Origin of the sequence: Pseudobacteroides cellulosolvens ATCC 35603 = DSM 2933, assembly GCF_001262605.1 — a bacterium.
Classification (GTDB): domain Bacteria; phylum Bacillota; class Clostridia; order Acetivibrionales; family DSM-2933; genus Pseudobacteroides; species Pseudobacteroides cellulosolvens.
Genome location: NZ_LGTC01000001.1, coordinates 6364626 through 6386132, shown reverse-complemented (window position 1 = coordinate 6386132; position 21507 = coordinate 6364626). Strand labels below are relative to the sequence as shown.

General features: G+C 36.1%; 21 protein-coding genes, 1 pseudogene and 1 riboswitch. Of the genes and pseudogenes, 7 read left to right on the top strand and 15 right to left on the bottom strand.

Annotated elements, in window-relative coordinates; genetic code table 11:
• Positions 1-7: 7 nt before the first annotated feature.
• The 8 genes from Bccel_RS31855 to Bccel_RS26395 form a co-directional block, all read right to left on the bottom strand.
• Positions 8-370 carry a hypothetical protein gene (locus tag Bccel_RS31855; protein WP_050753896.1) on the bottom strand — a complete coding sequence of 121 codons (363 nt, stop codon included), beginning with the start codon at positions 368-370 and terminating at the stop codon, positions 8-10.
• 338 nt (positions 371-708) lie between these two features.
• Positions 709-1101 carry a hypothetical protein gene (locus Bccel_RS31850; protein ID WP_242857089.1) on the bottom strand — a complete coding sequence of 131 codons (393 nt, stop codon included), beginning with the start codon at positions 1099-1101 and terminating at the stop codon, positions 709-711.
• Positions 1102-1142: 41 nt separating this feature from the next.
• On the bottom strand, positions 1143-1583 hold the full coding sequence (locus Bccel_RS31845) for a hypothetical protein (protein WP_050753894.1): 441 nt from the start codon (positions 1581-1583) through the stop codon (positions 1143-1145).
• Positions 1584-1710: 127 nt separating this feature from the next.
• Positions 1711-7341, bottom strand: a complete 5631-nt coding sequence (locus tag Bccel_RS26415; RefSeq protein WP_050753893.1) for a DUF3846 domain-containing protein — start codon at positions 7339-7341, stop codon at positions 1711-1713.
• The gene (locus Bccel_RS26410; RefSeq protein ID WP_036945877.1) at positions 7338-8372 is read right to left on the bottom strand and encodes a ParB N-terminal domain-containing protein; all 1035 of its coding nucleotides are present in this window, start codon (positions 8370-8372) and stop codon (positions 7338-7340) included. Before Bccel_RS26410 ends, Bccel_RS26415 begins: the two co-directional genes overlap by 4 nt.
• Positions 8350-9144 (bottom strand): ParA family protein, encoded by a 795-nt coding sequence (locus Bccel_RS26405; protein WP_036945879.1) that lies wholly within the window; start codon positions 9142-9144, stop codon positions 8350-8352. Before Bccel_RS26405 ends, Bccel_RS26410 begins: the two co-directional genes overlap by 23 nt.
• A 95-nt stretch (positions 9145-9239) precedes the next feature.
• Complete coding sequence (locus tag Bccel_RS26400) at positions 9240-10151, bottom strand: DEAD/DEAH box helicase family protein (RefSeq protein WP_050753892.1); 912 nt, start codon at positions 10149-10151, stop codon at positions 9240-9242.
• Positions 10144-10341 (bottom strand): DNA-binding protein, encoded by a 198-nt coding sequence (locus Bccel_RS26395; RefSeq protein ID WP_409372138.1) that lies wholly within the window; start codon positions 10339-10341, stop codon positions 10144-10146. Before Bccel_RS26395 ends, Bccel_RS26400 begins: the two co-directional genes overlap by 8 nt.
• 853 nt (positions 10342-11194) lie before the next feature.
• Between Bccel_RS26395 and Bccel_RS26390 the strand changes: the two genes are divergently transcribed.
• The 5 genes from Bccel_RS26390 (at position 11195) to Bccel_RS26370 (ending at position 13681) form a co-directional block, all read left to right on the top strand.
• Entirely contained in the window at positions 11195-11878 is a 684-nt protein-coding gene (locus Bccel_RS26390; RefSeq protein WP_036945292.1) for a hypothetical protein, read from the top strand.
• A gap of 92 nt (positions 11879-11970) precedes the next feature.
• A complete protein-coding gene (locus Bccel_RS26385) occupies positions 11971-12168 on the top strand; it encodes a hypothetical protein (protein WP_036945295.1) in 198 nt (65 codons plus the stop codon).
• A gap of 20 nt (positions 12169-12188) precedes the next feature.
• Positions 12189-12758 carry a site-specific integrase gene (locus Bccel_RS26380; protein ID WP_036945297.1) on the top strand — a complete coding sequence of 190 codons (570 nt, stop codon included), beginning with the start codon at positions 12189-12191 and terminating at the stop codon, positions 12756-12758.
• Positions 12759-12885: 127 nt separating this feature from the next.
• Complete coding sequence (locus Bccel_RS26375; RefSeq protein WP_152966099.1) at positions 12886-13365, top strand: hypothetical protein; 480 nt, start codon at positions 12886-12888, stop codon at positions 13363-13365.
• A 67-nt stretch (positions 13366-13432) separates the two neighbouring features.
• Positions 13433-13681, top strand: a complete 249-nt coding sequence (locus Bccel_RS26370) for a hypothetical protein (RefSeq protein ID WP_036945302.1) — start codon at positions 13433-13435, stop codon at positions 13679-13681.
• A 324-nt stretch (positions 13682-14005) separates the two neighbouring features.
• Here the strand turns inward: Bccel_RS26370 and Bccel_RS29300 are convergent, their stop codons facing one another.
• The 7 genes from Bccel_RS29300 to Bccel_RS26335 all read right to left on the bottom strand — a co-directional run bounded on the left by Bccel_RS29300 (position 14006) and on the right by Bccel_RS26335 (position 18226).
• On the bottom strand, positions 14006-15214 hold the full coding sequence (locus Bccel_RS29300) for a stalk domain-containing protein (RefSeq protein WP_242853200.1): 1209 nt from the start codon (positions 15212-15214) through the stop codon (positions 14006-14008).
• A 156-nt stretch (positions 15215-15370) separates the two neighbouring features.
• Positions 15371-15640 (bottom strand): transposase family protein, encoded by a 270-nt coding sequence (locus Bccel_RS26360; RefSeq protein WP_050753891.1) that lies wholly within the window; start codon positions 15638-15640, stop codon positions 15371-15373.
• A gap of 149 nt (positions 15641-15789) precedes the next feature.
• A complete protein-coding gene (locus Bccel_RS26355; protein ID WP_036945304.1) occupies positions 15790-15990 on the bottom strand; it encodes a hypothetical protein in 201 nt (66 codons plus the stop codon).
• Between the two features lie 61 nt (positions 15991-16051).
• Positions 16052-16354: a hypothetical protein gene (locus tag Bccel_RS26350; RefSeq protein WP_036945306.1), complete on the bottom strand. Its 303-nt coding sequence runs from the start codon at positions 16352-16354 to the stop codon at positions 16052-16054.
• A gap of 5 nt (positions 16355-16359) precedes the next feature.
• Positions 16360-16728, bottom strand: coding sequence for a hypothetical protein (locus Bccel_RS26345; protein ID WP_036945308.1), 369 nt, complete (start codon positions 16726-16728; stop codon positions 16360-16362).
• A gap of 68 nt (positions 16729-16796) precedes the next feature.
• Positions 16797-17810 carry a type II toxin-antitoxin system antitoxin SocA domain-containing protein gene (locus Bccel_RS26340; protein WP_050753890.1) on the bottom strand — a complete coding sequence of 338 codons (1014 nt, stop codon included), beginning with the start codon at positions 17808-17810 and terminating at the stop codon, positions 16797-16799.
• 38 nt (positions 17811-17848) lie between these two features.
• Positions 17849-18226 carry a hypothetical protein gene (locus Bccel_RS26335; RefSeq protein WP_036945310.1) on the bottom strand — a complete coding sequence of 126 codons (378 nt, stop codon included), beginning with the start codon at positions 18224-18226 and terminating at the stop codon, positions 17849-17851.
• A gap of 422 nt (positions 18227-18648) precedes the next feature.
• Positions 18649-18709: riboswitch (Fluoride riboswitch) on the top strand.
• 62 nt (positions 18710-18771) lie between these two features.
• Between Bccel_RS26335 and Bccel_RS32695 the strand changes: the two are divergent.
• Positions 18772-20055: pseudogene (locus Bccel_RS32695) on the top strand (voltage-gated chloride channel family protein); the annotation flags it as partial.
• Positions 20056-20809: 754 nt separating this feature from the next.
• A complete protein-coding gene (locus tag Bccel_RS26325; protein ID WP_036945312.1) occupies positions 20810-21502 on the top strand; it encodes an iron-sulfur cluster assembly scaffold protein in 693 nt (230 codons plus the stop codon).
• Positions 21503-21507 lie beyond the last annotated feature (5 nt).

Here is a 21507-nt window from a genome sequence, read left to right as displayed (position 1 = left end):
AACATCCTTAGATATCCCGTTCTGCAATTGCATGTTCAGGCTCTCTGTCATCAGATGAATACCGTGAATCGCTTTCCTGTCCGTTTTCATCAATAATAACCTCCTCCTGCTGCCTGAGTTCTTTAAACTCCAATTTTGTATTAATCTCTGCCTGACGTGCTGAATACTCTGCTAAGCGCTCTTCAAATTCAAATGGTTTTACTACTTCCTTTTTGGCTTCGGAAAGTTGTACAATCGCATCCTCAAGTTTTTGCTTTGTCTGTGCCAGTATGCTGTCGATTTTCTCTACAGCATTTTCAATCCTTGTAACACTTCCAAGCTCGGAATCACCGAGTTCAACACGATAGGTTGATGCTCCTTTGATTTGCACTTCTAACTGGTCAAATGCAGATCGGGCAAGTAAAAAGTTTAAACCGCGATAAGCACCACTTCCAAAGGTTCCCGTTTACAAAAATGTCATGGAGCTTACTCATCATGATAAGCCTTTCACCGGCTTTTACCCTTTCATCGAAGGTCTTGCCGTCAACAAGCATTGAAAACTCTTGCCCAACTGATTGATTTTTCAGCTCAATATCTTTTCCAGAGCTGCAATTTTTTCCTTACAATGAGCAATCATTTTTGGATAATGACTTTCGATGTTTCTTTCTAAAATAATCCTTTCATTGTTCCAGTTAAGCTTTGAGCAATTTCAATCTTGCTACTTCATTATCAACTTCCATTTTTTTCTGCCAGAAGTGGATTAGATGTTGCTATGGCTTTTACTTCAGCAGCAGAGAGAACGGTTTCGTCCATATCCTCACATGAACGAGAAATGCTCTTGCCTGTCATGACTTGACTGATATATTTCAGTTTTTGCTCTTGGATTTGCCACAAGTAAGCATCAAACGTACCTTTAGTGACATATCGAAAGATACTTATCACGGGATTCTCATTACCTTGACGCAGTATTCGGCCATCGCGCTGTTCAATATCACTTGGGCGCCAAGGACAGTCCAGATGATGGACAGCTATCAGCTTATCCTGAACATTTGTGCCTGTTCCAAGTTTTAATGTGCTTCCAAGCAAGATTCTCACCTCACCCATACGTACCTTTTCAAACAGTGCTTCACGTTGTTCATCGGTCTTAGCATCATGAACGAAAGCTATTTGTCTTCAGAAATACCCTTTTCAGTCAGGCACTGCTTGATTTCATCATAGACATTAAACTGTCCGGGCTTTGGTGTGCCGGAATCACAGAAAATAATCTGAGTAGAGCGTTTTTCTTTGGTCTTCTGCCATATATCAAACACTTTATCAATGGCAATATTCAGCTTGCTGTTCGGATCATTTGGGGCATCTTCAATAATCAATCGAGGGTCGATGGACATGAGCTTAGCTTCATTCGTCAGTTTAAGCATATTGTCGGTAGAAGCATCAACTTCGCCGCTTCGGATTTTATCAGCTCGCTCAACAAAGGTATCCATCAGCATTTTTTGAAATGGTGTGGCTTCTGTTGCGATAATGGCTGCTTTACCACCCTCAATATCTGGAGTCGGGAGATTCAGCATATCGGCAGTCTGAATATCAGCTACGAGTTGAAACATATTCATAAGTTCAGGCAGGTTGTGGAATTTTGCAAACGGTTTCTCATGCGATAACCGGAGCCTTCCGGCGTTATTTCCAAAGAAGATACAACTTCACCAAAGGTGGCAGCCCAGCTGTCAAAGTAGTTTAAGCCATTTTTTGAAGCGTCTGTGGCTGCAAGTATCTCTGCATGACATACATCTCACTCATGCTGTTGGAAATGGGTGTCCCTGTGGCAAATACCACACCTTTTCCATTGTTGATTTCCTGCAAATACTGGCATTTTAAAAGCATATCGGTAGCCCTTTGGCTTGCCGATTTACCGATACCGGCAACGTTCCTCATTTTTGTATAGCTGAAACAATTTTTGTAAACATGGGCTTCGTCTACAAACATGTAATCTACACCAAGCTGTTCAAAAGTTAAAAGGTCATCCTTCTTTTCCTCAGCAGCAAGCTTTGTCAGCCTGTTTTTGAGGTTGTTTTGAAAGATGACCATTTGTTTAATTGACCAATTGTCGCCCTTTTCATCACGCATTTTCTTGATAATGTAAGATAGTTGGTTAATTTCTTCATTCAATTGCTTTTCCTGGCGCTCTTTTGAGATAGGAATACGTTCAAATTGACTGTGACCGATTATAATGGCATCGTAATCACCCATAGCGATTCGGGAAACAAACTTGTTTCGGTTGGCTTTATCAAAATCCTTTTTGGTTGTCACTAAAATATTGGCTTGCGGAAAGAAACGGTAGAACTCTTTTGCCCATTGCTCTGTTAAATGATTGGGAACAACATATATGGGTTTTTTAATAGCTCCAATACTTTTCAGATACATCCCTGATGCAATAAGGGCTGCGGTTTTTCCTGCACCAACCACATGTCCTGCCAAACCTGTACCTGAATAAATAACCCTCGCCGCAAAATTCCTTTGGTGCGGTCGCAGCTTTACCTCCTCACTCATACCGGGGAATATCAAGTGAGATCCGTCATACACACGAGGTCTGATGGTATTAAACCTTTCATTATAAATATTAAGAAGCACCTCAGCTCTGTCTTTATTGCTGAACAGCCATGCTCCAAAAGTTTCTTTAATTTGATTTTGTTTAGCTCTTGCGATCATGGTTTCATTGGCATTGACAACATATTTTACTTGATCTTTCCCGTTTGCATCCACATAAGGTACAGGGTCACGCACTGTTGTACTCTGTAAGTTCAAGCAATCCTCAAAAATCTGATAGGCATTTACTCTGCTTGTTCCATAGGTCTTATTAACCTTAATAGAACTGGCATCCCTTGTTTTGTTCAAAACACGCCACTGGGTGGTATACTCCATATAATCAATGTCAATAACATCTCTAAGATAATAAGGAGTACCAAAGGTTTCATGCATAAACTGGCGGTAATATTCAATCGGTATCCAAGGAGAACCAATGCGAAAATCAATATCCCCGGGCAGCAGCCTTGGAGGCTGCACTGCTTCTAAAGCCTCTACATTTCGTGTGAAAAGGTCCGGATATTCTTCTGCTTTTATTTTTGCATATAGCAGCTTATCTTTGACCTGTCCGCTTAAGTATTCTTCATTCAGTTCCCAGCCTTCGTAATAGTTGCCGTAGTATTTCTGTGGATTCAAATAAATTCTGTCTCCAAGTTCATCAATCAGCTCATCTGCGGTTTTACCGGTCAGGTTTGCCATATACGGCAAGTCTATTTTCATTTTAACATTAAGGCTGATTTCAAGTGCTTCCTTTGCTGTTTCCGCCCTGTCCGGCAAACGGTATGATTTAATGGTTGCTTTATAAAATATTGGTGCTTTAACCCATGACTGTTTATCCTCGCTCTGATCCTCAATAGAACGTAAGAGCGGAAATTGGTCGTCATCCGAAAATACTGCAATATTGGATTTGTCATTGATAAACCCACATCGGTCAACGAATCTATCATATACGCTGTTAAGTTTTTTCTGCGCTTTTTGAAGTTCATCAGGCGTGTAATCCCTTGTCTGTACAGCAATAACATTTAAAAGCGCACCTCTGATTTCACAAAGCCCTTTAATCCTTTCAGCTCGTTTCCCTGTATAATCCTGTGGTATCAACTTGTTATGCTCACAATAATATATTTTTTCATCCAACACCACATAGGTATAGTTTTTAGTTCCTTTAGGAGCATCCAGCTCAGTTACTTCATTCACTGATTCTTCCTCAGCGGCTTCTAACGGTTTATCAGCTTCTGCGGTAAAGGTTGCGTGGAGCTTATTAATGGCCTTATCAAGTTCTGCATATAAATCTTGCCCTTCCGGTGCAATACAGGCTGTACCCTCCTCATTTCCATACATATTCCTGCTGTGTCTCATTTCACCCAAAACCATGTCAGGGTGCTCATAGAAATATTGATTGATGTTGATGTAGTCTGTTTTTCTCGTATTGGTAAAAACCCAGTCCGGCAAAGAATACTTATCAACCTTTCTTGGACGATCAAGCTTTTTAAAAAATAAAATATCGGCCGTAACTTCCGTCCCCGCAAGTGCTTTAAATGCATTGTTCGGCAACCGGACAGCACCAATCAGGTCGGCTCTTTGTGCTATATATTCCCTTACCGCAGTATCTCTTTTGTCCATTGTTCCTTTACTTGTGATGAAACCAATGATACCGCCCGGTTTTACAAGATCCAGGGATTTGGCAATAAAATAATCGTGAACCAGAAAATCCTCATCAGCATATCTCTTGTCGTACAGCTTTATATTATTGAATGGAATATTCCCAAGGACCACATCAAAAGAATTATCCTCAAAGTTTGTGGTTTCATACCCCTGCACATAAATATTGGCTTTTTGATATAGTTGCTTTGCAATTCGTCCGGTGATACTGTCAATCTCAACACCGTAAAGAGGCGTGTCGGCAATTGCTTCGGGAAGGACTGAGAAGAAGTTTCCCGTCCCCATCGCTGGGTCAAGAATCTTTCTATCCCTGCCACCTTTAAAACCGAACCTCTCAAAGGCATTATAGATGCATTTTACCAGTTCCGGCTCGGTATAATAAGCCGTGATAGTGGAATTTCTGGCATCCTCATATTCTTTTTCATCAAGTAAAACTTTTAATTCCTGATACTCATTTTCCCATCCTGATGCTGTATCAGAAAAGGCATTGGCGAGGCCACCCCATCCCACATAACGTGCAAGGATAATTTGTTCTTCGGGATTAGCAAGGCGCTTTTCATTTTCAATCCGCTTTAAGAGTTTGATTGCTTCAATGTTATTTTTATATTTGGTTTTTGCTCCGTTTGGATATAGGTTATAATCCTCGGAATAACGGAAATTCAACTTGGTATGACGGGACTGTCCAGACTTTGCTTCGACAGATAAGGGAATATCCTTAGCCGTTTGCTCCTGCGGTTTGCTTTCTTTTTCTTCCGAATTCTTTTCATCCGGTGTATGGTATTGTTCTATTTCTGCCAGTTCCTTTTCAAGTTCATCTTTCAAGTCTTCAAGGTCCTGCCAATACTCCGACTGTTTGTAAGAAAAAATTGCTCCCGATTCCCACTTCTTCTCAATCTCAATCAACTCAGCCTTTACTTCTTCAAGCTCGTTTTTAAGCGAGTTAAACTTTTCATCTTGGTCTATATTTACTTCCTGTAAATCCAAATACCGTCCTTCATCAATCAGTTTTCGGATAACTATAGCAGCTCTCAGCCATGTTATATTGGTTTTATGCTTTTCTCCGTTTTCATCAGCCCAGTCAAATTCAATGCCAATGCTGTTGTGGTTTTCAAATCCAATCCCTTGTTTATTTACAGAATGACCTCCAACCCCATATTCAGCTTTCAAAAACGCACTAAATGCTGAGCCTGTCGGATTAGTCATTGCAAAATCATAAATCCGCTTTTTACCATCTTGCATTACACTACCTTCAAGAAGCACAATTTCAATAAGCTGCTCCTCGCTGCCTTTTGGTGTCAGGTCAAACAGGTTCATTTGTTTACTCTGCATTGGCTCTGCTTCAATGGTTTCAACTTTATGAGCTTTTGAAATATCTTCAATTTGAGAATAGATGGGGTTATCCTGAATTGCTGTTTTAGCTGTAGGTAGAGATACTTGACCTACCGGCATCATTCTATAAAAGCCTATTTCCTGAAAGTTTGGCTCGCTTGCCTTTTCCTCTTGCCTTATTTTTACATCCTCGAATTCTTGCAGTAGATCAGTAATTTCAATCAATGGAGCTTCAAATTGCTTAAAATACTTATCGATATCCGCATCGGTCAAAGAAACATATTCACCTGTGTTATAATTCACTCTTGCAACCAAAAATGTTCCAAAAATCGGCTGTCCATTAACAATGCGGTTAATAGAAGTGCTGTCAAAGTCCACGTCATCAGCACATATCGCATCAATACCTTCTGTAATTTCAATAGTAGTAAAAGTACCTCCGACTTGTTTTTGAAGCTCCTTATATCCATTATGGATTTCAGTAACATAAGGCGTTTTGTCATGTTCTACTACCAAAACTTTCAATAGTTTTTCCTTTATCTTCGGCTCATCAGTTCCCTTCATTTCTTGGAGTTCATCAGGGATATTATAATCTCCGATGGGATCATTTTCGGGCATAAAAAAAGAGCCATCCGTTAATGACTCATTCTTTTCGGATAGCTCCACATTTGGAATATAAGGTTCACTGCTTATCTCACTTTGTAAATCAGTTCGTTCAGAACGATTTCCTCTGCTGCTGATCTCAGGCTGTACATATGTCTGGTTTTCTCCATGATGTCCTCGGTGTTCGGCATCGGGTCGGACTTCAACATCTGCTGTGTGATGTACTCTATTTTCTCCACTGCTTCCTCTTGTACCCGGTGCATGGTCGCCATCAGAGTGCCATCCATTTTCAAAATCATATATCGCTGTGGATTTTGTTCTTTGAGGTACTCCATTGCCATCCTGCCGTATTTCCCCAGTGGCCTGTCGTCCTCGCTGTTGTTCGAGATTTGGATATTGGGAATATTCACTCCGTCTATCTCTGTGTAACTCACGCCTATTTTGCTCATTTTCTGCTCTCCTTTCTTTCTCGATGATTTTTATGTTCCGCTCAATTTCAATCAAGATTCCTTTGGAAATATCGGTGACAGTATGGCCAAGTTTTGCAATTAAAGGAATGGTATTAAAGTGAGCAATGGTAGCCATTCCGTATCCTAATTCCATTTCTTCATCGGTTAATCCGCATCTTTTCCCTACAAAATATGAAACACTGTCGCTGATAAGTTCTTGAAGCTGCATTTCCAGTCCGTCTTGCGGAAGGTCTTCAAATAGGTGATTCCCAAAGTCGTTCTGAAAGTTTTGCAGGTAAGTATCCAGGTTTTCCATAACAGCTTCATAAGAGATTCTGCGAAGGCAGTCTGCAAAACCTGCTGTCTTTATGTTATGCCCGTATGAAAGACGCAGTTCGATACGCTTCTTCATATCTTCTTCAAGCCGCCAGTTTGTTGCAATCACATCTCTGCCATTGGTCTGAGAAACATCAAACAAGTGCTTGATAGTAAGTCTTGCGTTTTCATATTCACATACTGCAATACCTGTCGCACCTTTGTTGACGTATCTTCCAACCCTATTCCAAACTGCTGTAGGTGCAAGCATTGTAACATTTGGGTTTTGAGCATATACAAGCAGTGCATTATCAAAACTGTATTTGAAGAATTTAGATGCAAACGCAAGGTAATCCCGCCAGGCACTTTCGCTCCGTGTAATATGGGGAGCGATTGTTTCATAGATCGTTTTTAACCTTTCATCTTTTCTCAAGCAGTGTTAGCCTCCTTTCTGTCAGGGTAGGTTTGGAAATATAGTTCAAGCGCTTCTTCCACCACCTTTTCAATTTCACTTGTCTTGGAATCAGGCGAAAAAAATTTGGAGTAAACTTTATGTTTGATTTTAATCGATGGAGCCGATGATGATTTTGGTTTTCTGTTTATTTCACCTGATAGAATCTGATATGTGGTTTTCTCGTTAAGCTTGCTGTTTGCTGAATAGCTCCTAAGCATTTCAGTCTTTTTCATATCCACTTTGAACTCATTTTCCGAAAGAACCTTTTCAACTTCTTCTTGCTCCGTATCAGCAAGGTATGAAAGATCAACCGCACATCGCAGGGAGATTTCATCGCAGTCAACCCTGTGCTTTAAACCGGCGATCAGTTTATCAACTCTTAACAAACGGGCAACAGTATTTCTTGAAAGTCCATATTCAATCCCTACTTTATCGAGAGATTTTAACTTGTTCCCCAGTGGGGAACAAGTTTCGTCACTCCCTTTATATTCAGGGTTTTCGAGCCTTATTAACTCGTTGATGATGTCATTTCTTTTGCCCTGTGAAAACATTTTAGAGTGCCTTAGAGCAAGCACGGCCGCTTTTTCCGACGGCAGCATATCTGTAAAGGAGCGCTGAATTACATTTGTTTCTACCACATACATGAGGGCTTCTTCATCAGACAAGCTGTCCTTTACAATACAAGGGCCTTCTGTAAGTCCTGCCAGTTTTGCTCCATTCATTCGATTATGACCGGCAAGCATTTCATATTCATAGCCGTTTTCGTCAGATTCAATTCTTCTTACGATCATCGGCATCAAAATCCCATTTGATTTGATGCTCTCTACCAAGTCATCCAATCGCTCGTCGCTATATAAGCGAAACGGGTGATTTTGATATGGTCTGATTTTATTAAAAGGTATCATCAAAATCCCATTATCTCCTGATTTAGATGGCATTGATGCTGGTTCAGCAGCCTGCAATAATTCATCAAGAGATTTAACTTTCTTAGCTGTTGGCCTTGTTACCATTCGATATCAGCTCCTTTGCAACTTCACTGTATGCAAGTCCTGCCTTTGACTTTCTATCAAAATCTATGACACTCATGCCGTAACGATTTGCTTCACCCACTCGAATAGATCGTGGAATCTGCATTTTAAAAATTTTCATCCCGTTACCATAGGCTTCTGTAACTTCAGCACAGACTTCCTTGTGAAGATTGGTTTGCATATCGCACATCGTCATCAAGATTCCTTCAAACTGAATTCCAGGGTTAATTCTCTTTCTGATTTTTAAAATGGTTTTCGTCAAGTCTGTAAGGCCCATTGTTGCGTAATATTCGGGGTTGATCGGAATGATTACGCTATCGGCAGCTGATAGTGCATTAATGGTCAACGGACCTAACGAAGGATTTGTATCAATGAGGATAAAATCATAATCGTCGCGTAGCGGTTCCAGGATGTTCGAGAGTAATTTCTCACTCCCCATTTCCATACGCAGATTAGCTTCTACAACAGATAAATGAATACTGCTCGGAATAAAATCTACTTTACCATGAGAATGAATGTACTCTACCTTATTTGGCAGTTCTTCCTCATCCATAGCTTTGTTCATAACATCTGCAATAGTTATATGAACAGAAGTGCTGTCGTCCACAAAAGATGCTGTCAAATTGGCCTGCGGGTCAAAGTCCACTGCCAATACCCGCTTACCAAGTTCTCCAAGAGAATATGCCATGTTTCGGACACTGGTTGTTTTGGCGACACCACCTTTTTGGTTCGCCACCGCTATAATTTTACACATTCGTATCTTAACCTCCTCAAAACTGCTGTTATTTGCCTTTTTGGGCATAAAAAAATTGGACTAAATCAGTGAAACCCTTGTGTTTAAAAGGTTTTCTAATTTAGTCCAAGTATAACAGCTTCATCCACAATAATTAAATCAAAAAAGTCCGACGAAAATTCTTTGTATGTTTCAGCAAAATCTTCTTGTCCAGTTACACCTTGATAGATTGCAAAGTAAATTTCGTATGCTTTGTCTACCTCTTTGTTTTTGATTTTTGTCATTTTGCGGTTATTGCTATCAGCATTAAAGAATTTGAAATCTTTACGCATTGGATCATCAACCAAAACATTTCTATCTGCCAAGAAGAGAATTCTTTTCTTTGTTCGTGACTTCCAAAGACGGTAAATAATTTGAAAGGCTGTATATGTTTTGCCCGTTCCTGTTGCCATAGTTAAGAGGACTCTATCCTGTCCGTTAGCAACCGCTTCTACTGTGCGGTTGACAGCAATACACTGGTAATACCGAGGTTTTCTTTCATTATTGGGATTATAGTAATAATCTTGGGAAACAATCTTATCCGCTTCCTCCTTAATCCCTTTGTGTTCCTTATATTTATTCCAAAGCATTACAGGAGTGGGGAATTCATCTAAGGTTAGTTCTGTCTGAACTGCAGTGCCTTGAGAAGTTTTATCGTAAAAAGCAAAACCATCACCATTTGATGTGAATATGAATGGAATATCTAAAATTTCCGCATAGATCAGTGCCTGTTCCATTCCATCGGATATACTATGATTATTGTCTTTTGCCTCAACAATAGCCAGCGGAATATTGGGTTTCCAATAAAGAATATAATCCGCTCGCCTCTGCCTACCACGTTTTACGGTTTTCCTGCGTACAGTGATTTTTCCTTTTGTAAAAGAAACCTCTTCACGCAATTGCAAGTCCCTATCCCATCCTGCTGCAAGAATAGCTGGAGTGATGTATTTTGTGCGTATGTCTTGTTCAGACATGATCTTTTTATTCATTTTTACTCCTCGCTTTCTTAGCCTTTATGGTTCTTCCGTCCAAGGGTTTTTCTGCATCTACAGGAATCAGCCAGAGGTTTGCCTTTTTGATTGCACCGCCAATTTTACCGTTATTGCAATATATAGTTACCATTCGACCAGATATGTTCCATTTTAATCCAGTTTCTTTTACAGTTAAATAGTCAATCAAGTGGTACACCTCCAACTTATAGTTAATTACTCAATTTCATTATATTTCAAAATATAGAAAAGTACAAGATGTAGCACAATTTGATCCAAAAGCTCCTGAACCATTCAGCACCAAATGTTACTCTTGCATATATAGGGATTACCAGGGACCAGATGGATTTACTTAAATTTGAATCTATAGGAATCCGGATCCTGGATCAGGACTCTGGATGGTGAAACGGTGGGGTGAATTTGATGAATGATGAATTATAGAAATTGTGACAAAAGACGCTGTAGCTGAAATCATATATAATAAGATAGACGCGGCGATGGCTTATGATATGCTTGAGCGGTTCAAAGGTATTGGCCTGATGGAGCAAAGTAGACTTGAAAGGTAGTAAAATAGCTATTTGGCAGATTGACTTTTTTTAAACTCTTAAATTTGATCTATATGCTTTAAAGTATTTAAATGTTCCGTTTCTACACAAAGGTAAAAATAGTGTTAAAAGATCTAGTAAAGTTATAACATATAGATTACCTGAAGAGGAGCTGCAAAAATATCTAAAATTTAGATTTTTAATAACCTTATCCATCCATATAACTGAAAGATACATAAATGAATTGAGTATCTTTCGGGAAAATGACCTTCACGCTTACAGGGCAAAAGGGTGGAGGTCATTTTTATTATCTAAAATTGAATTGTTAAAAATTGTATATAGCTTCCAATGATTCAAATTGTATATTATAATAATAATATGAACCATTTAAGCACCTGAAGATATTGAGTAGTTTCAAAATTATTTGATAAAAAATCTTCACAATTAAATGATATGCATCCCCAAAGGAAAACGGCGGAACAAAAAAAGGAGATAATTATGGCTGAAAAAAATTGGAAAAATATAAGCTTGAAAGGAAAGCTAGAATCATACTGTAATGGATTTGGGCAACCAGTGCCTATAAATATTAATGAACTTTTAAAAGGTAAAACTACATTTGAAGAGAATGCTTCACCTTATGAAAAGTATTTAGTAGGAATATCATTTGATATAGTTGTACATAACAAAGATCTGAGCAAAGAAATCATTGTTGGTTCTATCCATGGGAAATACTATGATATTGAAAAATGTGAAAAAGATGATGCTGATATAGACGAAGCATTCAACGATATTGATCAGTATACTTTTGACATATATAATCTTCCGAGTGATTTAGAAGGTGATGAAGTATCTATCATTAGTGATAATATATTTTCAATAGATTCTTTATATATTGAACCTGAATATAGGAATAATAGGTATGGGACTTGTGCTATGTTACTTTTACCAAATGCACTCGAAACACAATTCAATCGCAATGTAGGTTATCTTATAACAGAGCCTAGACCAATATATGACCCTCAAAAAGAGGATAAGAATAGTAATGGAGAATGTGTGTTTCTTGAGAAGAAGTTGATAAGATTTTGGGAGGCTTTAGGTTTTAAAAATAAAGATTCATTATTTTATTTTAATGCTGATTATGATATGCAAAAAGTATATTTAAGTAATAAAAATATCAAGTGATGCAAATACTTGGGTGTTTGTAGTTAAGGAACATTAAATGACATAATCCAGGTCCCAAAGTAAACGGTGGAGCAAAAAGCAGGAGGTAAATAATGAAATATGCACCTGGCCAGCATGTAAGATATAAAAAATATACTGCACAAATTGTTTTTTGCTTTCCTGCAGATGAGAATGGCATGGTTGCATATGCAATTAAGTATATAAAAGGAGATATGGAATTACATAGACAATGTATGGAAGATGAGCTTTCTGAAGATAGGCAAATTCATTTGGATGATATATTAAAGTAAGAAGAACAGGAGAATGTGACATGGAGTTTGTTCAACCAATAAGAGAAAAAAATCAAATAGAGTATATAAAAACTTACTTGAAAGGTTCCAACTTCAGGGACTACTGCTTATTTACCCTGGGAATCAATTCAGCTCTCCGGATAAGCGATCTTCTTAACCTTAAAATATCTGATGTCATAGATGAAAAGAAGCAACCCAGGAACCGGATCCAGATGAGAGAAAAGAAAACCGGAAAGACAAAAGATTTTCCAATATCAGATACTGCAAAAAAGGCTATTAAAGAATATCTCAAGCTGCGTGGAAATTATTCATTTGATGAGGCACTATTCCCATCCAGGAAGGGTGGTGGAGCTCTCCTTAGAAACCAGGCTTATAAGGTAATTAACAGAGCTGCAAGAGCTGCAGGCATAACCGAGAAGATTGGGTCCCACACTATGAGAAAAACATTTGCCTACCAGGCATATCAAACCGGTGTAGATATAACTTTGATCCAGAAGCTCCTGAACCATTCAGCACCAAGTGTTACTCTTGCATATATAGGAATAACCAGGGACCAGATGGATGATGTTTACTTGAACTTGAATCTATAGGAATCAGGATCTCTGGATGAGATCTGCACTCACTGATATAATATTAAATATTAAACGGTGGGGAAACTTTCTAGTCTCCGGGAAATGGTTAATTTATGGTTGATAAACCGCATTTTTAAAGGAGGGAGTGATATTTCTAGTGTCAATGACAGTTGGTAAGTTAAAGCAAATTTTAAGCCAAATCACAGATGATGATATTGAAGTGAAGGTGTTGGTACAAAATGATATGACAGTTGGTGTAAAAATAGCCGAAAAAGGTATTAACCATTTTCTTATCGAAACTGATAATAATAATGAACTCAATACAATTGAAACTAAATCAAATAACCAACTAGTTCAAGAACTGATAAAAGTTGAAAAGAAAGATAGAACAGGCGAAAAAATTAATTTGACTGTAACAGCAGTTAACCATGTTGGAGACTGTAATAAGAAAATTGTTTATACATTTAAAGGTTTTGACAGTAAATTATATAAATGGCATACTTCAAAATTACTAGTACTGCGGAATGAACGAAAATATAATCTCCGTGGAACTATTGAAAGTGTAGAGGGTAATACAATAAAATTAAAAAGATGTACATTCTCATTAATAAGTGAACAAGAGTGATTGTTGGGAATGGTGGATTAATGATTGAATATAAAATATTTTCTGGTAATAGAAAGAAGAAATAAAAATGTTGTTTTTCAAAGGTGATGGAAAGATTTATAAAGTAATATTTTTTAACTTGTCAAAAGTAATTTGGATGAATACAAGTGATGATAAACTTTTAAATGAAATTTTTAATAAATTGAAAGACAGTTCACCAAAGAGTACTTTGAGTGATTTAATTAGTATTATTAATAGATATGGAATAGCTTATAAATACATACATAATTTGGATTCTGTAGTGGGTAAGATTGATGGGGAATATAAGCTGTATTAGGGGTAGCTGTCATGTACTGCAAGGCAAATCCATAAATTAACATAACAGATGTTTTAAAAACGGCTTTTGCGAGAAGCTGTTTTTATTTTATGGGCCTAATGGGAGCATAGCTGTAACCAAAGGCAAAGTAAATTTTGAAATCAGCCATATCAATGATCTGAAGCATATAAATGAAATTCAAGATTTATAAAAAAGGCAATCTACGAAATAGGCTATTTTACTACCTTTCAAATCTACTTTGCCCCTGATGCCCCTGATGACACGGATGCTCCCATTAGGCCTTATTATACCTTTTTGGGGGGTGGCAAAAATACCTAAATCAGTTTATTCCCCAACCATGCCGTCCCCATCTTTGTCATCCATATACTTATAAAGCCAGTGTTCTCTGGTAATGGGCATTTTAAATCCAGCAGCTTTAGCTTCAGCAATTGTTACTTTTCCATTATTGTTAGTATCAATCCGAGAGATATCGTTGTCTGATGTAGTCGATATATTTGGTTTAGTAGTAGGAGTTGGCTTGATAGTAGGAGTTGTTGTTTTATTGAGTGTTTGATTAACAACATCGGGATTCACATTATCAAATTCATCTTGAATCACATTACCCTTTAATGTATATTTGAAACTGTAGTGGCTGGGAATTTGGGTTTTTGTATCAGGATAGGTGATAATGGCGATAAAGTCTGTGCAACCACCCGCATCTCGAATAACCTTTTCCATATAAGCCTGATCTCCATAACGGTTTAATACACTATTCTGAGGTGTGATATTATAGGCATTTGATACACCACCCAATGAATCCGCAATAACATGACCTTCATCTAAATCTTCTCGCTCCGTACCAAGTACTTTAGCTTCATCTTTAAAATAACGACCATTTGCCAAAACAGGCTCTTTTGATTGGTTTTGAGGAATAATCTGTTTAGCTGTTACTTTGATCAACTGTCCATATTCATTAGTGTAAGCCCAATATTCCCTGTCTCCATAACCAACATCAACAACAACCAGCTTTTCTCTGTTTCCTCTGATATCGCCACCATCCACTTCAATTTTTCTATATTTACCATCAATTAACAGAGTTGTCTGAGTAATAGTCTCTTCAATAGATATAGTTCTATTAGCACCATCCCAATTTACTTTAGCTCCAAGACTTTCTGAAATAAACCTTATAGGTACAAAAGTTCTGCCATCCTTTATTTGTGCTGGAACATCCAGTACCTTTACCTCACTGTTAACATATGCCTGTACAACATCAATTTTAAGCACTACAGTTGTGCTTCCTTTTATCCCTGTAACAGTTCTTGACTCCCCATCCCAACTAACTGTTGCCCCAAGAGATTCAAAAACAGCTCTCATTGGTACTAAAGTTCTTCCATTTTCAACATATGGATCTACATCAATCTTAAGCTGGTTATTGTTAATTACGATTTTAATTTTTTCTTCAGCCCCAGCAGCACTAAACGAAACACAAAATACTAATACCATCACAAATGCAAATATTCTTTTCTTAATATCCATAATTCTTGTAATATTCATACTATACCTCTTAAGTTTTTGTTTTATATTATCATAAATTTCAGTGTAATAACGTAAAAAAGAAAAGTTTCCTAAAGAGATACAAAAACAGCTCTCATTGGTACAATTTGACAAAAATTTAACATTAAACGAAAGGATTCCTTCGCTCACATAAGCCTAATGCCTAATGAAAGGGTAGCTGTTATTGCTACAGTCATATTTATATGCAGTAACGAAAAGAAGCACAGACTTACCCAGAATTGGTAAATCTGAAATCTTTCTCGTATAAGTACTGTGATACTGCTCAGATTTACATCCACACTTAGGACACTTCTGGCTTAAGGTTTTTGACTTTAACATTATTACTATTTTCTCAGGTGTTTCATCTTTGCTTGTTATTTCAATCTCTCCAGGATAGTACCTTTGTAACTCTAATGAATATGCCAAAATAATCTCCGCCTTTATATTGTTTGCCGACAGTTTAGATCATTTTGTTGCTTTCATCAATGGCAAATACCCACAATTGCGGATGAACCCCACTTAGACCGGACAAGTGGCTCAAAACGGACCAGATTATTCAGTTCCAAAAAAACGTTTCAATAGTCCTTTTCAATATAGTTGTCTGGCACATTCTCCCAAGTATTACACTTAGATCTTACTTTTCTTTTAAATGTACGAAATAATTCGTACTCATCAAAATTTTCTAATTCAGTTACTTCTTCTACAGCATCCCTCAATGCTTTTCTTATATCACTGTTGAGGTGGTCAATTACTTTCTCAATATTAACTCTACCCACTTTATTAAAACCCCTTTCAAATTATATTATTTTATAGTATATTTTGTTTTTATTCATAGGCTTAGTTATCCCAATCAATATGTACTTTCAATGTATATATTGTTCCTAATGCCAAACTTATATGTTCAGAATCACTTTTACCATTTCCATCATCTAACCCACAAAGAGCTTCTATGCTCCAAAGTAGTTTAACTATGTTTTCGCCAACGACATTTTTTTTAAAAGAAAGATTTTCAGATAACTTTAGTAATTTATCAGTTATAAAATTAAGAGTTCCAAAGTATTTTAATCTTTCATCATTTTCTTTATTTTTAAAACCTATTATTATACTTTCTAGTTGATCTAGTGCAAATTTAGCATTCATAATTCCTATATCCTTTCATTTTTATAGCCTATTAACATATTATTCCAATAAGAAAAATAATCAAGTGCATCATATATAGCAAGCTTAATTTTATCAACAGGTGAATTAACATTTGCTATTGAAAAAGATTGTACATATATATCACTTATAAGTGGATCATACCATTGTGAGATATACCCATCATTATTTTTGTATTTTAATATTTTATTATATTCAATTTTTAACCATTCCTTCATTTGCTTATATTTACTTTGGATTACTTCCTTTTTGTCTCTATTATCTATTAACATTTCTATGTTTTTTAAAGAATCTTCTATGTATTTGTAATTTTTTTCTGTATAAATCCTTTCTTTCTCAAATCTTTGATTACTCATATTTTAACCTCCAATAAACGGTATGAAATTTAAAATTGCCTCTAATAGAATTAGAGGCAATTTGCTTTTCATGCGAGAGAACAGTATAATTTTTCAAGGTTTTCTATTGAACCAAAATCAAAATTAGTTTTATTTTTTAACTCTTTATAGTATTCCTCTATACTTTCTTTAGTAATTATCTCAGTACCCTTATTTTCTTCTTCACGCTTTCTCCATGCAATTTGCCACGGTACTTCTGAATGAGTTAGCTTTTCAAGATATTTTCCATCATATTTTCCATAAACATTCCATACCATTTCTAGTGTCATAATTTCTTCTTCATTAAAGCAACAATCAACACTACTTGGTTTTGGTAAGCTATCATTGCTTTTGTATCCAAGTGTTTTATAGTGAATATACATGTCAGGAATAACAGGTCCATGAAGCCATGCCTGAAAATCTTCACAAAATAAGGGCCTTCCAAATATACCAAGCAGCCATGCTTGTGCATAATAGACAAGTTTTTGTATTTTCAATGGTGTAATAGATTCTCCTGCATCTACATCCATTTTATTTAGAAAATAATTAGCTGTTATAATAGGCTTTTTGTCTCCTGTTTTAGATATATAACCTTGTACTTTGTCAGATGTTTTTTTAAATGCAATTTTAGTCAAAGCATTATTATTATTATCTAATAACTCTTTCATTTTCAAAGGGTTAAACAATTCCTTTAATCTATTGCTATATTCTTTAGTAGGCATTAAGCCTTGAATATATCTTACGATAGTTGTTTCACCCCAACCTAGTAACTTTGATAACGGTTTTTGACCAATATCGTACTTTTCTAATAGTTCTTGAATTTCTTGAGTTTGAATTATTCCAGTTATCTCTCTATATTTTTGATTTGCTTTTTCAATGTTTTCATCGCTAATTGATGAAATATAAACTTCATTACCGCAGCATTCGCAATAGGCAATTTCGCCCATATAAGAAAACTTAATACCTTTAATTTCAGTAAAAATCTCTTTTTCAGTTATTGTTATGTCAACATCATTATCGCATTCATAACAATATTCTTTCATTCTTTTTAATCCCTCCATCATATAAAAAATCCCCCTTAAAACATATTATATATATCTATCTATAAATATGGAAATCTCAGCTTAAATTCTTGAGGGTGAAAAGACATACAAATGACATTATTTCGTAGTTTTAATTTTATGTAAATAATATCTCGATTGTTTACACCTTCAATACTTAAAGTTTGACCAAAAAACCAAACTTCCTCACATTTCCATTTTGGATTATCATCATAATCTGTATATGAATAGTTTGTAACATCTAATGCTAGTATTTGTTCACAAATCATGTCATGCTTTATATTATACAAGTTCCTAAATTCTCTTGTTTTGTCAACGCCCTGTGTTCTATCTAATATTTTCAGGTTATTATAGGAATCTTCTATAATGTTATGTACTTTGGTTAAAAATTCCCGTACTTCAATTTCAGATTTCTGCATTTATCATATATCAGCTCCTTAGTATATATAGAGTTATAACTATATTACTATTATACTCTTATATATTATTCGGAGTCAATATAAATAGTGTCAATTGATACTGTTTTTATTATCGTCATTATTTAAATAATTATTCACTGTTTTTTAAAAGAATTTTTAAAAATATTTTCATGTTGAAGATAGTGTTGAGTAGAAAACGGCTATAGGGTTGTAAAAATTTTACACCTATAGCCGATAAACGATAATGGAGAACAGTTTTATATGTGACCTTTATATAATTTGAATTTGGGTGTTTTTGCATATCCCCCCGAAAAGGATGAATAAGTGCTTGTAATTATTTAAAACACTGGGCTAGCAGATTTATAAAATATACTTAATAACTTGCTTTACTTTTAATTATAGAGTGTGATATAATTTTAACGAATTAAATAGGTGATGGAGTTCGCCATTAACTGCTATTATGCTAATGACTCCTACATAATTTACCTAAAGGTATTTTATGTAGGAGTTTCTATTTGCAATTTAAAATGAAAGGAACTTGGATTATGAAAGCACAAAGTATTAAAATGTTGAGGACTTTAAAAAGCACATCAAAGTACATAGTTATTGGATGCTTGGTAGGTCTTTTTGTAGGTGGAATTAATTCCGCTTTTCTCAAAAGTCTTGAAGTTGCTACTGAGAATAGATTACAGCATCCTTGGCTAATTTTCTTTCTTCCGTTAGCAGGTGTTTTTGTGAGTTTTCTTTATGTTAAATTAGGAAAACAATCTTCAAAAGGAAATAATTTAATTCTTGAAAAAATCAACCATGAAAATGTCAAAATACCTCTCCGAATGGCACCTTTGGTATTTTTGGGAACAGTATTGACACATTTATTTGGTGGATCTGCTGGGCGAGAAGGTACTGGTGTTCAGATGGGTGGCAGTATAGCTGATTGGATTAGCCGAGTATTAAAATTAAGTAAACAAGATAGCAGGATAATTTTAATGAGTGGTGTTAGCAGTGGATTTGCTGCTGTTTTTGGAACCCCATTAGCCGGGACAGTATTTGGGCTTGAGGTTGCAGCATTAGGATTCATGAGCTATGAATCTATAATTCCTTGTGCTACCGCGGCTTATATAGGTAATGCTATAACTGGACTTTTAGGTGTTAGCCATAGTCATTATGTTATACAGAGCTTTATAAGTCCATCACTGGCAAATATCATAAAAATTATTTTGGCTGCAGTAGCTTTTGGCTTGATTAGCAGAATTTTCAGCAAGTTGACTCACAAACTTAAAGAGCTTTTTTCTTCAAGTTTTGAAAATGCCATGTTAAAAAGTTTTATTGGAGGTGTAATAATAATTCTATTGGTGTTTTTAGTTGGTTCCAGAGATTATATTGGTTTAAGCTTACCCTTAATTAAGGAATCTATGGAAGGTCAAGTTTCACCATTTGCGTTTATTTGGAAGACAATATTTACCTCTATTACACTAGGAACAGGATTTCAAGGAGGAGAAGTAACTCCTTTGTTTGTTATTGGATCGACACTTGGAAACTTTTTAGGGACTCTGATGAGCATATCACCGTCACATCTTGCTGCATTAGGTTTAATTGGTGTGTTTGCTGGAGCAACCAATACTCCATTTGCTTCTTTTATTCTTGGAATTGAATTGTTTGGAGCTAATGGAATTGAATTTCTTTTCTTAAATTGTATAGTTAGCTATTTTTCTTCTGGGCATACAGGAATTTATAGTTCTCAGAAAATAGCAAAAAGTAAGCACTCCATTGTTACTTTACCAGACAACTCGACATTGGGAAGCATTGCAAAAAAGAAAAAAGATCGGATAATAAATACAAATATAAAGCTTTCGGGTCAATTCTGTCTTGGTAGATCCAGCATTGAATTACCTGTAAAACCGGGTTTGAATTTATTTGTAATCAAGTCAAAAATGAAAGGGTTAGTATTAAGTCATAATTCGTTTAATCCTGATAGTGCAACTTGGACATCACCGCCGAATATTGGGGAACAAAACGTTTCGGTTTTACCGGATGATGATAAGATCTATGCGATTCAAGTGCATAAAGTACATGATAGACTTGATAAGGTATTGCTGACAAATTCCAATCTTATTTCAAACGTTGAAGTGAATTATACCAATATTGATCAATCTGGATATGATAGAGATTTATCCAAACAAAACAAAGAAATAAATAATCAATTTCAATCCAAAAAGCTGTTTGGTCAGTTCAAGTGGGGATTTTCTTCATTTGAGCTGGAAAGTGAAATGGGAATAAACAAATATGTAATATGTGTTTCTGGTGGTACAGTGAGATTAAATCATGATTCATATAACCCAGATGGACATTTTTATTCTCAACCTGCTCAAAATGGTGAGCCTGCTCATAGAGATTTATCACCTGGCATACATAATATAACAGTAAATATAGGTACATCCTGTGGTAAAAAAGATATAATTACAATTGTAAACATTTCATTTTTTAAAGAGGTTGAGGTTAAATATCAAATGGTCAGTGATGAAGAAAATGATCTTACCGAAATTGTAGATTAATAATATCAATAAGATAGAAAGGGGTAAAATAATGAATTATTCACATGAGGTTGAACAGATGCTCTGCGTTGCGAAAGGCCCGGATCATGGCCCGGCTCCAATTCCTGAAGAAGGAAAATGGGTAAAAGCAAAAGAAATCAAAGACATCTCAGGGTTATCACATGGAATAGGCTGGTGTGCACCACAACAAGGAGCCTGCAAGCTTACATTGAATGTAAAGAACGGTATAATAGAGGAGGCTCTTGTTGAGACTCTTGGATGTTCCGGCATGACGCATTCGGCTGCAATGGCTGCAGAAATACTTAGTGGTAAAACAATACTCGAAGCATTAAATACTGACCTTGTTTGCGATGCAATAAACGTTGCAATGAGAGAAATATTCAAGCAACTTGTTTATGGAAGAACACAATCTGCGTTTTCTGAAGGTGGGCTTCCAATTGGTGCAGGACTTGAAGATTTGGGCAAAGGCTTGAGATCACAGATAGGAACTATGTTTGGGACTAAGTCAAAAGGTGTAAGATACCTTGAAATGGCTGAAGGCTATGTACTGAATTTAGGTTTGGATGAAAACAATGAAGTAATCGGTTACAGGTTTGTTCACCTTGGCAAGATGATGGATGCTGTCAAAAAAGGTGTAGATCCAAAAGAAGCATATGAAAAGAACATTGGTACGTATGGCAGATTTGATGAAGCTGTTAAAGTTATAGATCCAAGACATGAATAATAAAG